Origin of the sequence: Ferrovibrio sp. (genome assembly GCF_965278975.1) — a bacterium.
In the GTDB taxonomy this organism is placed as follows: Bacteria; Pseudomonadota; Alphaproteobacteria; order Ferrovibrionales; family Ferrovibrionaceae; genus Ferrovibrio.
Genome location: NZ_OZ257126.1, coordinates 869,652 through 882,363 on the forward strand (window position 1 = coordinate 869,652; position 12,712 = coordinate 882,363).

Below are 12,712 nucleotides of genomic sequence, written 5' to 3' on the forward strand. Positions count from 1 at the left end.
TCAACCCAGTTCCGGCCCGGCAGCGGCGAAAGACCGCGCCATGTCACCGAAGGATTCGATCCTGCCGCGCACCATGCGTTCGAAACCGCGCTGGCGTCGGAATCCAAGCTTTTCCAGATGTGTGGCAAAAGTTGCCTGATCGTCATAGGCGTCAATGAATACCGGGCCGTGGATGCGTGCCAGCATGGCATCGAACAGTGCAATCGCTGCTTCCGGCTGCGGCGCGGCCACCGGACCGATCTGCGTAGCGACGCGGCCTTCACGCGACAGCGCAAAACCATCGCGCGATGGCAGGCCCAAAGCCACGGCCTTCGGGCGGCGCAGCAGGTCGGCCAACACAAAAGCGCGCTCGGCACCGAATACCACCCGGTCCAGCGGTGCGAGCCAGTCGATATCCTGCGGCTGCAATGCAGGCTGCTGGGCGGCAGCTGACATAGCAATACCGGTGTGCTGCCAGCGGGTGATACGGCGTACGGTCTCGAAACCCAGTGGGCGATAGACTTCAGCACCGGCAGCCGTAGCATCCAGCACCGCCACCGAACCGCGCTGTTCCAGCCAGGCAAGACAATCAGATACCAGCTTGCTGGCGAGACCACGGCGGCGATGGCTGGCGGTCACCAACACCATGCTGATCCAGGCCAGCCTCTCGCCGAACGGCAGGGCCAGACCCGAGGCAACCAGTGCACCATCGTCACCGGCTTCGATACCAATGGCATGGCCATGCTCGATCATCAGCAGCCAATCCGGCGCGATCTGGTTCCAGCCGGCTTCGGCCGACAACGCCAGCGCCCCCGGCAGATGCCAGGGCTGCAACAGCCTGCTGCCGATCGCCTCAGTATTCGCCATCCCGGTTCTCGAACTTGGTTGGCTTGTTGAGGCTCTGGCCATTGCCGGCGACCCATTCGGCAACCCAATCCAGCATCACCTTGATCGATACCAGCGGATAACCGAACAATCGCATCACCTCGGCCGCGTTGTTGAGCCATGCGGTCTTCGCCGGTTCGCCGGTAAAGCTGACCGGCTTGCCGAGCCGCTGTGCCAGCTCGGTGGCCAGCCACTTAACGGAGAGGGTTTCCGGCCCACTGACATTGATCGGCGTGGTCGGCGCCGTGGCATGGGCCAGGGCACGCAGCGAGTAGCGGTTGGAATCGCCCTGCCAGATCACGTTGACATGGCCGGTGGTGAGATCCACCGGCTTGCCGTCGCGGATCTTCACCGCCAGATCGTGCAGCACACCATAGCGCAGGTCGATGGCGTAATTCAGCCGAATCAGGCGGCCCGGCGTGCCATGCTGGGCAGAGAAATACTGGAACAGGCGCTCGCGGCCGACACAGGAATTGGCATATTCGCCCGGCGGATTGAGCGGTGTCTGCTCGGTGGCGCCGATCTCATCGATGCCGACAAAGGGATAGACGCAGCCGGTGGAGAAAGCGACGATGCGCGAATCGGTGAAGGTCTCGGCCACCAGGCCCGGCAGATAGGTGTTCATCGCCCAGGTGCGCGGCTGGTCGCCGCCGGCGCCGAATTTCATGCCGGCCATGAAAACGATGTTCTTCGCCTTCGGCAGTGCTTCGAGTGCCTTGCGGTCGGTAAGATCGCACTGGATCGTTTCGATACCCCAGCCTTCAAGCTGTTCGCGCAGGCCGGCTTCACTGAATCGCGCCACGCCGATCACGCGCTTGTCCGGCGCCGCGCGCTTGGCCATATGGGCCAGCGACGGCCCCATCTTGCCGCCGACACCCAGAACCATGATGTCGCCATCCAGGCTCTGCAGTTCGCGCTGCAGGATGATATCCGGGCGCGACAGAATCTCTTCCAGCGCCTCGGTATCGGCAATGCGGCCAGGCAATGCCTCGGTCGCCTGCATATCGGATTTGCGTTCCTGCTTCATTGGATCAGAAGCTCCTCTCGGCTACGGCCGGCCGGCGGGCCAGCCACGGCGCCGCCTGTTCAAAGGCCCAGGATGCCTGCAACACCAGCAGATCGCGGTGGCGCGGGCCGACCAGGTGCAGACCGACCGGCAGGCCCTTGGCGGTGAAGCCACAGGGCAGGCTGGCGGCAGGCTGGCGCGTCAGGTTGAAGGGAGGGGTGAAGGGATACCATTCGCGCGGGCCATAGCCTTCCGGCGCATCACCAGCGGCATTGAAAGCCGGGACACAAGTAACCGGGGTCAACAGCAGATCATAGCGCTGATGGAAGTCATTCATCTGGCGGGCAAGCTGCGCTCGCTGCATCTCGGCATCGAAATGGCTGATGGCCGTGGTATTGCGGCTCTGCTCGATGCGCTGCACCAGATCGCGGTCCATGACGCTGAGCTGCGCCGGCGTGAATTTATGGAAGGCGTAATCCGTGAGGCCGCTGGTCAACTTGTGCATCAGATCGCGCTGATCGTCGAACACCTTCTCGACCAGTTCGACCTTGGCGCCCAGCGCCTCGAACACCTTGGCCGCGCGCTCGGTGAGCGCGGCTACTTCCGGATCGACCCGGGCGCCGCAGAGCGTCGGACTCCAGGCGATACGCCAGGTTTTCGGATCGGCGGCGAGGTTGTCCTGGTACTGCACGGGGTCATAAGGCAGTGCTTCCCAGTCACGGCTATCGGGCCGGGTGATGACGCTGAACATCAGCGCCGCATCCGTCACAGTGCGGGTCATCGGACCGAAACCGGCGAGCGTGGCATAGGGTGTCGGCGGGTACATCGGCACCCGGCCACCGCCCGGCTTGAAGCCATAAATGCCACAGAAATTCGCCGGCATGCGGATCGAGCCGCCGGCATCGGTACCCACCGCCATGGCGGAAATGCCGGCCGCCACGGAAGCCGCAGCGCCGCCGCTGGAACCGCCCGGCGTGCGCGCCAGATCCCAGGGATTGCGCGTGACGCCGCAAAGCGCGGTACTCGTTGTGGCCTTGGCGGCGAATTCACTAGTGGTGGTCTTGCCGAAGATCACCGAACCCTGTTCGCGCAGCCGCGCCACCAGCGGGCCATCCTCGTTCCAGGGCTGATCCGGGTTGATCGCCTTGGAACCGCGCAGAGTCGGCCAGCCCTTGGTCAGAATGATGTCCTTGATCGACACTGGCACGCCATCCAGCGGCCCGAGCGGTTCGCCGCGCTGCCAGCGCGCTTCCGACGCACGCGCCGCTTCGTTGGCGGCCTTGGCATCCAGCAGGCAGAAAGCATTGAGTTCGGGATTGAGGCCCTCGGCGCGGCGCAGCACCATGGCCGTCGCCTCGACAGGCGATAGTGCCTTCGCACGATAGGCGGCCACAAGCTCGGCCGCCGTAGCCCAGGCTAAATCCCGCATGTTCCCCCAAGTGCATCCGCACATGATCAACCAGTTGGTTGATCAGACACCCGGGTCCGGCTGACTGTCAAGATGAAAAACGCGTGACATCAGCGAAACGCCCTCACGAATTTCACGACGCGAAATTTCAGGGGCGCAGCGCGCTCATCATCATCTCGACGACATGACGGCGGCGTATGGATACTTCCGCCGCATCATCGAGGTTGCGACCGAAGATCGCCGACAACGTATAGATGTTGTTGAAATAGAAGAAACCAAGACCGGCAATGGAGATATAGACTTGCAGCGGATCCATTCCCTTGCGGAATAGGCCTTCCTCGGCGCCACGCTTCAGGATGCCGTCGAGCGTGCCGAGCAGCGGCGTGTTGAGCCGCTGCAGGTTCACGATCTGCTTGAGATGCTTGCCCTTATGCAGGTTTTCATCCGTGAGCAGAGAAACGAAATCGCGGTTTTCGGCCAGGTAGTCGAATGACATCTCGATCAGTCGGCGCATCGCGGCGGCCGGCTTCACCTGCCCAAGATCAAGCGCCCGTTCGCGCTCGCGGATGCCATCATAGGCACGTTCCAGCACCTTGGCGTAGAGGTCATCCTTGTTGCCAAAGTGGTGGTAGACGAGTTGCTTGTTGACCCCGGCGACGGCGGCGATGGTATCAACCCGGGCGCCTTCATAGCCTCGGCTGGCGAATTCCTGATGCGCGGCGGCCAGCAACAGATCACGGCTGGTCTGTTCACCGCGCTTCGCCGCCAGGGGCTTCACCACCCGTGGTTTCGCGGCCTGGGACTTGGCCGCTTTCGGTTTTGCCCCGGTGGGCTTGGCCGCACCACCGGCCGGCCGGCGCTTGACGCTGCCCTCGCTCCGCTTCGCTCCCGCTGCCGGCATACCTTACCCTCACGCTCGATCAACTGGGTGTTTGATTCGGCACTATACAGGGCCGCGCCGAAGATTCCATCCGGCAATACAAATCCGAATGGGCTGGCCCAAATGGCTGGGGGCGCTATCATGGCACCTATATAAGCAGGGAGAAGACAATGCAGGAGCTATTCTCGCTCAAGGGCCGCGTGGCATTGGTCACCGGCGGTTCGCGCGGCATCGGCAAGATGATCGCACGCGGTTTCATCGCCCAGGGGGCCAAGGTCTACATCACCGCGCGCAAGGCCGCCGCCTGCGATGCCACGGCACGAGAACTCAGCACCGGTAGCAGTAATGGTGGGAGCGGCGAATGTATCGCCCTGCCAATCGATATCTCCACTGTGGCCGGCGCCCAGGCCCTGGCGAAGGAATTCAGCCAGCGCGAAGCCAGGCTGGATATCCTGGTGAACAATGCCGGCGCCGCCTGGGCCGCTGAATTCACGCAATTCCCCGAGAATGGCTGGGACAAGGTGATGAACCTCAACCTCAAGGCGCCATTCTTCCTGACCCAGGCGCTTTACGCGCCGCTGAAAGCCGCCGCCAGCGCCGGGCGGCCCGCCAAGGTGATCAACATCGCCTCCATCGACGGCATCTTCGTCAATCCGCTGGAAACCTATTCCTACGCTGCCAGCAAGGCCGGCCTGATCCACCTCACCCGCCGCATGGCCGCGAAACTGATCAAGGATCAGATCGTGGTGACCGCCATCGCCCCCGGGCCTTTCGTTTCGGACATGAATATCGATGCCCGCGACAATGGCGAGGCCGTGGCCAAGCGCGTGCCGGCCGGCCGCATCGGCAGCGAGGAAGACATGGCTGGCGCCGCCATTTTCCTCGCCTCGCGTGCCGGCGATTACGTCGTCGGTTCGACGCTCACCGTGGATGGCGGCGTTGCCTTCGGCCGTGCCGGCTTCGAGGGCGAAGGCTGGAAGGAATAAGCGTCAGCCCAGGAACATCTGCGGCGTGACAGCTTCACCCTTGAGCCAGGCGGCGCCCCGGCGGTAAAGCGCCGCTACCGCCTCACCCTTCAGGCCCGGCATGTCTCGCTTCACGCGATAGCCGATCTCCTCCTGGATATAGGCGAGATGGCGGTAGCCTTCCGGCAAAGCCGCCAGCTTGGCCGCATCGAGTTCCGGTGCCCGGCCCGGCGCCACCGGATCGAGGCGATCCTTCTCATAGATCGGCTGGCGGATCACCACGCCCCAGCGCCCTGCCCGCTTCTCCAGGAAATCGTAGAAGCGCCCGGTGCAGACCACATCGCAGGCAATGCCCTGCACAGGGGCGCGCTGCGAGATCGTCATCTTGGTCTGGGCGATGGCGCGACTGCCGGCAAGGTCGATACTGATGCCGCCGAGGAAATGCAGGATGCTGACACCTTTGGCCCAGCCCTCCTGAGTCACCCGGATGAAATCCGCCGCCGGCCCCTGGAACCAGGTGGCCATCATCCAGCCATCGTCATGCCAGACTGTGCGGAAACGCTCCCAGTCGCCGGCGTCGCGCCATACCGCCCAGTTCTGCACCAGATCGGCAATCGCCAGCCGGTCTTCGCGCTCGGCACCAGTCATGCTCAAATCCTCCCGCCTATTGCGGAAAGACCTACACCCTTTCGCTGCCGATAGCCAAGCGGATCAATCGAGCAGGCCCTTCATCACCGCATAGAGTTCGCTCTTGGCTTCGAAGCCGACACCCGGAATCTGCGGCAGGCCGACATAGCTGTCATTCACCGCGATGCCATCAGCAAAGCCACCGAACGGCTTGAACACATCCGGGTAACTCTCATTACCGCCGAGATGCAAGCCAGCGGCAATATTGAGCGACATCTGGTGACCACCATGCGGCACCACGCGACGGCTGGACCAGCCATGCTGCTGCATCATCTCCAGTGTGCGCAGATACTCGACCAAGCCATAGGACAGCGCGCAATCGAATTGCAGCCAGTCGCGATCTGGCCGCATGCCGCCGAAACGAATCAGGTTGCGGGCATCCTGCATCGAGAACAGATTCTCGCCGGTGGCCATCGGCTTATCGTAATGCTGCGCCAGTTCGACCTGCAGTGCATAATCCAGCGGATCACCCACTTCCTCGTACCAGAACAGGTTATAGGGCAGCAGAGCCTTGCCGTATGCGATGGCAGTCTTGATATCGAAGCGGCCGTTCACATCGACGCAGAGATTCTGCCCGTCGCCGACAATCTTCAGCACCGCCTCAATGCGCTTGATATCCTCGGCCAGAGAGGCACCGCCGATCTTCATCTTGACCACACGGTAGCCACGGTCGCGGTAACTTTTCATCTCGTCTTGAAGCGCCTCCAGGCCCTTGCCCGGATAATAATAGCCACCGGCGGCATAGACCCAGACCTTGTCGTCTGCCACTCCGCCGCGATAGCGGTCGGCCAGCAGGCACCACAGCGGCACGCCGGCAATCTTCGCCACGGCATCCCATACCGCCATATCCAGGGTGCCCACCGCCACCGAACGCTCGCCATGGCCGCCGGGTTTCTCATTCATCATCAGGGTGGACCAGATCTTGAACGGATCAAGATTGCCGTGCTGGCTGTCGATCAGGCCATCGGGATCGGCCTCCATCAGGCGCGGCAGGAAGCGTTCGCGCATCAGTGACCCCTGGCCATAGCGGCCATTGGAATTGAAGCCGAAACCCACCACGGGCTTGCCATCGCGCACCTGATCGGTAACCACCGCCACCACCGAGCAGGTCATCTTGGAGAAGTCGATATAGGCATTGGCGATAGGCGAGGCGATGGAAACGGTCTTCTCGCGGACGTCGACGATACGCATGGTTGATTCCTCTGGGCTGATTCCCTGGGGGCTATGACTTGCGCAGCATAGGCCCGGCATGGCTCACTCCGCCAATGCCGGATCGGCATGGCATCATGCCGCTTGCAAGCTGGGGAACCGCCATGGAATTTGCCTGGCTCGAAGATTTCATCGCCCTTGCGGAAAGCGGCAATTTCTCCCGCGCCGCCGAACGCCGCCACATGACCCAGCCAGCCTTCAGCCGACGCATCCGGCTGCTGGAGGATTGGGCCGGCGCGCCACTTTTTGACCGCACCAGCCAGCCGATCGGCCTCACCGATGCCGGGCTGCGGCTGCGCCCGACCGTGGAAGAAGTGCTGCGCCGCCTGGCCCAGGCGCGCGAGGAATTGCGCCAGACGGCGGCAGAGGGCGCCAGTGCATTGCGCTTCGCCGCAACCCATTCCCTGTCGCTGACCTTCTTTCCAGCCTGGGTCCAGCGCCTGGGTGGCGATCTGGCTTTAGGGCCGATTCACCTGATTTCTGAAAGTATGCAGGCCTGCGAACAGGCGATGCTGGAAGGCAATGCCCAATTCATGCTCTGCCACGGCCATGATGCCGTGGCGCAGCGGTTGGACGCGACACAGTTCACCAGCCGGGTGATTGGCGAGGATCGGCTGCTGCCGCTTTCGGCCCCTGATGCCCAGGGTGGTCAGCAGTCAGGCCAGCCGCGCCACCGCATCGGCCAGGACGAGGCTATGCCCTTCCTGGCCTATAGCGACGAATCAGGGCTCGGCCGCATCATCGCGGCGGCACAGGCCTCCGCCCCCTGGCAGGCCGGCCTCAAGACGGTATTCACATCGCATTCCGCTGCCGTGCTGCGCATGATGGCCCGTGATGGCCGCGGCCTTGCCTGGCTGCCCCGCAGCCTGGTGGCCGAGGATATGGCCGCCGGCCATCTGGTTGCTGCCGGCAATGCGGCTGAGGCAATCCCGCTGCGTATCCTGCTGCTGCGCCCGCGCGCAAGACAGAGCCAGATAGCGGAAAGCCTGTGGCAGTTTTCACAGAGAATCAATAACCAACCCATGAAATAGCTTGATGTTCACATCATGAACATGGCATTGTTCATGATATGAACATCAACTCCAGGTCTAATATTGTAGCGATGATACAAGAGCCCTATCGGCGGGAAACCTTGGCGTTGCTTGAGGCTATTGACAGCGGCGAGGCCAACAACCAGCGGCGCCTTGCAGGACGCGTCGGCATCGCCATCGGATTACTGAATGCCTTGCTGCGCCGCGCGGTGCAGAAAGGCCTTGTGAAGGTGCGCGAGGCGCCGGCACGGCGCTATGCCTATTACCTGACACCCCACGGCTTCAGCGAAAAATCCCGTCTTGTCTCCGAATATCTCACCGACTCCCTGCATTTCTTCCGCCGTGCACGCGCTGAATACACCGATTGCCTGCAACATATGGCAGCACTATTGCCGCCAGGCGGCCGCCTATTTCTCGTCGGCAGTGGCGAATTGGCAGAAATAGCTGTGCTGAGTGCCAATGAAACCGGCATCGCCTTGGCAGGCCTGCTCGATGCCAGAACCAATCGTCAGCATTTTTGCGGATTGCCGGTGCTGCGCGACTCCGACGATCTGACACCACATGACTTTATCCTGCTCAGCGATGCGGAGCAGCCCCAGGTCAGCTTCGATCATTGGGCCGAGCGGCTAGGGCGTCAGCGCATTTTCGCGCCCCCCTTGTTGCGCATTGCCCAGGCAATGCCAGTCAGTGAATCGCCTGAGGCCGAGCCATGACACTGGCTGCCATGCTGCGGCAATGGCTACAGATTCTCGGTTTCCAGGGAGCCGCATTCATTGTTGCCGCCGCCACTGTAACGCTGGCGGCGAAAGCAATGCCTCCCGCCATGTATGGTGAATACAGCCTGCTGCTCAGCATCACGCAGGTAATCGGCGGCATCGCTCTGTCGTGGCTGAACCAAACCATCTTGCGGTTTGCCCGCGAGCACTTCAATCAGGGCGGCTCGGTATGGACCGTGGCAGGGACAGCTCTTGTAGCCGAAGCGGCAATTGCAATATTGCTTGCAGTGGCACTCATGCTATGCGCTTGGCTATTTCATGGCCGCTTCACATTCGCCTTGGCGCATTGGCCGTTGCTGGCACTGGCATTGCTGACCATGACCCTGTCGGAAGCAGCCAGCTATACTGGCCAGGCCGCCAACCGATTCACCGGATACGGGCTGGGGCAATTTCTGGCAAAACTTGGCCCGCTCGCCTGCATGCTTGGTTTTCTCAGCCTGTTGCCTGCCAGCGCCGATGGCCTCCTGCTCGGCACGGCCTTGGGTTGGGCGCTGGCCACCGCCGTGACAGTCTCCCGCCTGCCGGTGCGAGGGGCAGCACCTTTGTTCGATGCAATGTTGCTGCGTCGCATGCTGAGCTACGGCTGGCGGCTGCCTTTCGGCTCCACCGCCGGCATTCTCGCCACCTGGATGGGCCTGTGGTTCGTGCAGTTGATGATCGATACCGTCCATGCCGGCCTTTATGGCTGGGCCAGCAGCGTCTACGCCCTGATCGGTGGCATTCTAATCCCTTTCTCTGCCGTACTGGCCCCGCGCCTCACGGACATGCATTTGTCTCGGTCGCGCGATGAGATTTATCGCGTCTTGCGTCTGGCATTGGCCGTGGCATTACTAGCCACCGCACTGCTACCTCTCGGCCTATTGCTACTGCGCGGCTTGACGCATAGCCCGCTATGGCCCACCGCCTATACCGGCGCTGGAGCACCACTGACCGTGCTGCTGGCGACCCTGCCGGCGCAGTTACTAATCACACTGCTCAATCCGCTAATAATGGCGAATGAAACCATGATCGGCCGAGCCGTGCTGTTCAATATCGTCGCAGCCCTTGTGAATGCTGCCGGAAACCTGCTGCTGATACCTTGGCTGGGTATTGAGGGCGCAGCATTGGCGACGGTGCTGTCGGTCTGGACCTTATGCGCCCTTGCCTTCACAAATTTCTATAACAAACTCACCCCTGAGCCCGATCACTCGGGGATCCGCGGCATGGCCTTTGCTGGCTGCGTCAGCATTGCAGCATCGCTGCTCCTCGCCTTCGGCAATATTTTCATAGCCATCGCCGCGACCTTAGCCGCCACCCCCACCCTGCTGCTGATGGCTCGCCGGCTAGGCTGGCTTTGTGGCATCGATATGCTGCAAGGACATCTGCCCCGCCTGCCCGGCTTTATCCATCGCCCGGCCCGTGCCGTCATCGAGTGGTGCGTCGTTCTGCCCAGGACTCGCGAAACATGAAGCAAAAGCTGTTCGATCTGCTGAATTATCCGGCCGGCACTGGCCTGCCTCTCTGGCTAGCCAATACGCTGTTCCAACGGCTGATCCGCATTGATGCCGATTGTCCATACAACAAGCATTTCACCACGCGCGTGCTGCACCCCAAGGGGTTGAAGATCGAGAATCGCTGTCTGCGGGTAAGGCGCAGCCTTGCGGTAAGTGGCGGTTGCTACATCAATGCGGCCGATGGCTTGCACATCGGCGAAGGCACCATTTGGAGTGCCAATATCTGCATTATGTCGCAGACACATGACTTCGCCAACCTCGATGATGCCCCACCGACCAGCGGAATCAGGATCGGGCGGAATTGCTGGATTGGCTTCGGCGCCATCATCCTGCCTGGCGTAACACTGGGCGACAACACCGTGATCGGCGCCAACAGCGTGGTTCGAAGCTCTTTCCCAGAAGGCAAAGTGGTGATCGCGGGCAGCCCGGCAAGAGCCGTGCGGCAGCTTTAGGAACATCGTAGCATGTGCGGCATAGCTGGCATCATTAGCACCCGTCCGCTCGCCAATCCGGCGGTAACGCTGACACAATTATCTGTGTCGCAGCAGCATCGCGGTCCGGATGACTGGGGATTCATGCTCTGGCATCGCAACGAATCGATGTGTTTTGGCCGTGACGCGGCAACACTCGGCAATGGTCATGTGGCACTGGTCCATCGCCGCCTGTCGATTGTCGACCTCTCACCCACTGGCTGGCAGCCGATGGCCGATCCCTCTGGCCGCTATGCACTTGTCTTCAACGGTGAAATCTATAACTACAAGGCATTGCGTAGTGAACTGGAATTAGTTGGTTGCCGATTTCAGTCCAGCTCCGACAGCGAAGTATTATTCCAGTTGCTGATCCGTGAAGGATTAGCCTGCCTGGATCGCTTGGTCGGCATGTTTGCCTTCGCCTTTCTCGATACCGTCCGGCAAAAATTAATACTTGCTCGCGATCCCTTTGGCATTAAGCCGTTGCATTATGCAGTCTCACCCGAACAATTTTGTTTTGCTTCGGAAATCAGACCCCTGCTGGCTGTGAAAGCGGCTTCCAGACAAGTTGATCGTGCGGCGGCATTCCGCTACTTGCGTCATGCCATCACGAACCAGGGTGGCGCGACGCTGTTCAACGATATCCGCGAATTGCCGGCCGCACATGGGGTGGAGATTGACCTCAATCGACCAGAGCAGGTCACGCCGCAACGCTATTGGCAGGTAACGACACAACGCCGCGAAGGACTGCGCCCAGAGGTGGCGGCGGAAGAATTGCGTGCCTTGTTCATTGATAGCATACGGCTGCACATGACCGCTGACGTGCCCGTGGCCGCAACACTCTCTGGCGGCATCGACTCCAGTGGCATCGTCTGCGCCATGCGCGCCAATCTCGGAGTTGAACCGGGCTTGCCGTTATTTAGTTACATTGCCGGTAACACCGACCTCGACGAAAGTCACTGGATCAATATCGTCAACCAGCAAGTCGATGGCCAGTTGCATCGCGTCACACTAAACAGTACCGATCTAGCGATCGAGCTTGATGATTTAATCATCAGCCAGGAACAACCGTTCGGCACCAGTAGCATGTGGGCGCAGGCACATGTTTTCCGCTCCGTGCATGATGCTGGCTACAAAGTGGTTTTGGACGGACAGGGCGCAGATGAGTTGTTTGCAGGCTACACAGTATTCCGCGCCGCACGCCTGCAGGGCCTGATCGCTCGCGGTGCCTGGCGCGAAGCACTAACCCTGCTGCGGCGTATGCCTGACCACCACCGCACCACAGCGATGATGGCCCTAGCACCTTTTCTGCCCGATAGTTTGCAAGGCCAACTGCGTCGATGGCTGGGCCGCTCCATGATCCCTGATTGGCTACATGCTGACTGGTTCGGGGATACCGCCGCGCCCTGGCGGGAGAGCCGACCGCAGTCAACGCCATTGCAGGAGCAGTTGTTCGATGCCACTTATGGCTCCAGTCTGCCGATGCTGCTGCGATATGCGGATCGCAATGCAATGCGGGTGTCTGTAGAGAATCGCGTTCCTTTCCTCACTACCGGCCTGGCAGATTTCGCCGCAAGCCTTCCAGATGCTTTGCTGATTGACCAGAATGGCACCACAAAATCAGTATTGCGTCAGGCACTGCGCGGCATAGTTCCCGATGCGATTCTCGATCGCCGGGACAAGATCGGGTTTGCGACACCCGAAGCTCAGTGGTTCGCGAACGACAGCAGATTGCACCGCTTGGTGCGGGAATCGATACCGGAACGCCTCCCCCCCTGTTTCACGCCACTGGTGCGCGGCAAACTGGAGCAACTGGCAACCGGCACCAGAGGCTACGACCCTGCTTCATGGCGCTGCTTGAACTTCTTGCGGTGGGCAAACCTGTTCAACGTTGATTTCGATAATACCGGCCGGACAAGGTGA

General features: G+C 61.4%; 12 protein-coding genes. 6 read left to right on the forward strand and 6 right to left on the reverse strand.

The window, feature by feature from the left end; translation table 11 throughout:
- The 4 genes from ACQY7X_RS04185 to ACQY7X_RS04200 form a co-directional block, all read right to left on the reverse strand.
- Positions 1–846 carry a GNAT family N-acetyltransferase gene (locus ACQY7X_RS04185; RefSeq protein WP_428248596.1) on the reverse strand — a complete coding sequence of 282 codons (846 nt, stop codon included), beginning with the start codon at positions 844–846 and terminating at the stop codon, positions 1–3.
- A complete protein-coding gene (locus ACQY7X_RS04190; protein ID WP_428248597.1) occupies positions 833–1,891 on the reverse strand; it encodes an NAD-dependent epimerase/dehydratase family protein in 1,059 nt (352 codons plus the stop codon). The genes ACQY7X_RS04185 and ACQY7X_RS04190 overlap by 14 nt, the downstream gene beginning before the upstream one ends.
- Positions 1,892–1,895: 4 nt before the next feature.
- On the reverse strand, positions 1,896–3,263 hold the full coding sequence (locus ACQY7X_RS04195) for an amidase (protein WP_428248598.1): 1,368 nt from the start codon (positions 3,261–3,263) through the stop codon (positions 1,896–1,898).
- A gap of 163 nt (positions 3,264–3,426) precedes the next feature.
- The gene (locus ACQY7X_RS04200) at positions 3,427–4,179 is read right to left on the reverse strand and encodes a TetR family transcriptional regulator (RefSeq protein WP_428248599.1); all 753 of its coding nucleotides are present in this window, start codon (positions 4,177–4,179) and stop codon (positions 3,427–3,429) included.
- A 149-nt stretch (positions 4,180–4,328) separates the two neighbouring features.
- Here ACQY7X_RS04200 and ACQY7X_RS04205 point away from each other — a divergent pair, with 149 nt between their 5' ends.
- A complete protein-coding gene (locus ACQY7X_RS04205) occupies positions 4,329–5,144 on the forward strand; it encodes an SDR family oxidoreductase (protein ID WP_428248600.1) in 816 nt (271 codons plus the stop codon).
- Between the two features lie 3 nt (positions 5,145–5,147).
- Here the strand turns inward: ACQY7X_RS04205 and ACQY7X_RS04210 are convergent, their stop codons facing one another.
- Positions 5,148–5,771: a nuclear transport factor 2 family protein gene (locus ACQY7X_RS04210; protein ID WP_428248601.1), complete on the reverse strand. Its 624-nt coding sequence runs from the start codon at positions 5,769–5,771 to the stop codon at positions 5,148–5,150.
- Positions 5,772–5,834: 63 nt separating this feature from the next.
- Complete coding sequence (locus ACQY7X_RS04215; protein ID WP_428248602.1) at positions 5,835–7,001, reverse strand: mandelate racemase/muconate lactonizing enzyme family protein; 1,167 nt, start codon at positions 6,999–7,001, stop codon at positions 5,835–5,837.
- Between the two features lie 122 nt (positions 7,002–7,123).
- On the opposite strand from ACQY7X_RS04215, the gene ACQY7X_RS04220 reads away from it, so the two are divergent.
- Genes ACQY7X_RS04220 through asnB form a run of 5 tightly spaced genes read left to right on the forward strand, consistent with a single transcriptional unit; the run spans position 7,124 to position 12,712 of the window.
- Positions 7,124–8,050 carry a LysR family transcriptional regulator gene (locus tag ACQY7X_RS04220; RefSeq protein WP_428248603.1) on the forward strand — a complete coding sequence of 309 codons (927 nt, stop codon included), beginning with the start codon at positions 7,124–7,126 and terminating at the stop codon, positions 8,048–8,050.
- A gap of 38 nt (positions 8,051–8,088) precedes the next feature.
- Positions 8,089–8,763, forward strand: a complete 675-nt coding sequence (locus tag ACQY7X_RS04225) for a hypothetical protein (RefSeq protein WP_428248604.1) — start codon at positions 8,089–8,091, stop codon at positions 8,761–8,763.
- A complete protein-coding gene (locus tag ACQY7X_RS04230; RefSeq protein WP_428248605.1) occupies positions 8,760–10,274 on the forward strand; it encodes a lipopolysaccharide biosynthesis protein in 1,515 nt (504 codons plus the stop codon). The genes ACQY7X_RS04225 and ACQY7X_RS04230 overlap by 4 nt, the downstream gene beginning before the upstream one ends.
- Positions 10,271–10,771, forward strand: a complete 501-nt coding sequence (locus ACQY7X_RS04235) for an acyltransferase (RefSeq protein ID WP_428248606.1) — start codon at positions 10,271–10,273, stop codon at positions 10,769–10,771. Before ACQY7X_RS04230 ends, ACQY7X_RS04235 begins: the two co-directional genes overlap by 4 nt.
- Positions 10,772–10,783: 12 nt before the next feature.
- The gene (asnB, locus tag ACQY7X_RS04240; protein ID WP_428248607.1) at positions 10,784–12,712 is read left to right on the forward strand and encodes an asparagine synthase (glutamine-hydrolyzing); all 1,929 of its coding nucleotides are present in this window, start codon (positions 10,784–10,786) and stop codon (positions 12,710–12,712) included.

Bases quoted from the DNA above. Each gene is read 5' to 3' on its own strand.
- ACQY7X_RS04230 (WP_428248605.1), top strand. From the start codon at position 8,760: ATGACACTGGCTGCCATGCTGCGGCAATGGCTACAGATTCTCGGTTTC.
- ACQY7X_RS04215 (WP_428248602.1), bottom strand. From the start codon at position 7,001: ATGCGTATCGTCGACGTCCGCGAGAAGACCGTTTCCATCGCCTCGCCT.
- ACQY7X_RS04205 (WP_428248600.1), top strand. From the start codon at position 4,329: ATGCAGGAGCTATTCTCGCTCAAGGGCCGCGTGGCATTGGTCACCGGC.
- asnB (WP_428248607.1), top strand. From the start codon at position 10,784: ATGTGCGGCATAGCTGGCATCATTAGCACCCGTCCGCTCGCCAATCCG.
- ACQY7X_RS04190 (WP_428248597.1), bottom strand. From the start codon at position 1,891: ATGAAGCAGGAACGCAAATCCGATATGCAGGCGACCGAGGCATTGCCT.
- ACQY7X_RS04225 (WP_428248604.1), top strand. From the start codon at position 8,089: ATGAACATCAACTCCAGGTCTAATATTGTAGCGATGATACAAGAGCCC.
- ACQY7X_RS04200 (WP_428248599.1), bottom strand. From the start codon at position 4,179: ATGCCGGCAGCGGGAGCGAAGCGGAGCGAGGGCAGCGTCAAGCGCCGG.
- ACQY7X_RS04235 (WP_428248606.1), top strand. From the start codon at position 10,271: ATGAAGCAAAAGCTGTTCGATCTGCTGAATTATCCGGCCGGCACTGGC.
- ACQY7X_RS04210 (WP_428248601.1), bottom strand. From the start codon at position 5,771: ATGACTGGTGCCGAGCGCGAAGACCGGCTGGCGATTGCCGATCTGGTG.
- ACQY7X_RS04185 (WP_428248596.1), bottom strand. From the start codon at position 846: ATGGCGAATACTGAGGCGATCGGCAGCAGGCTGTTGCAGCCCTGGCAT.
- ACQY7X_RS04220 (WP_428248603.1), top strand. From the start codon at position 7,124: ATGGAATTTGCCTGGCTCGAAGATTTCATCGCCCTTGCGGAAAGCGGC.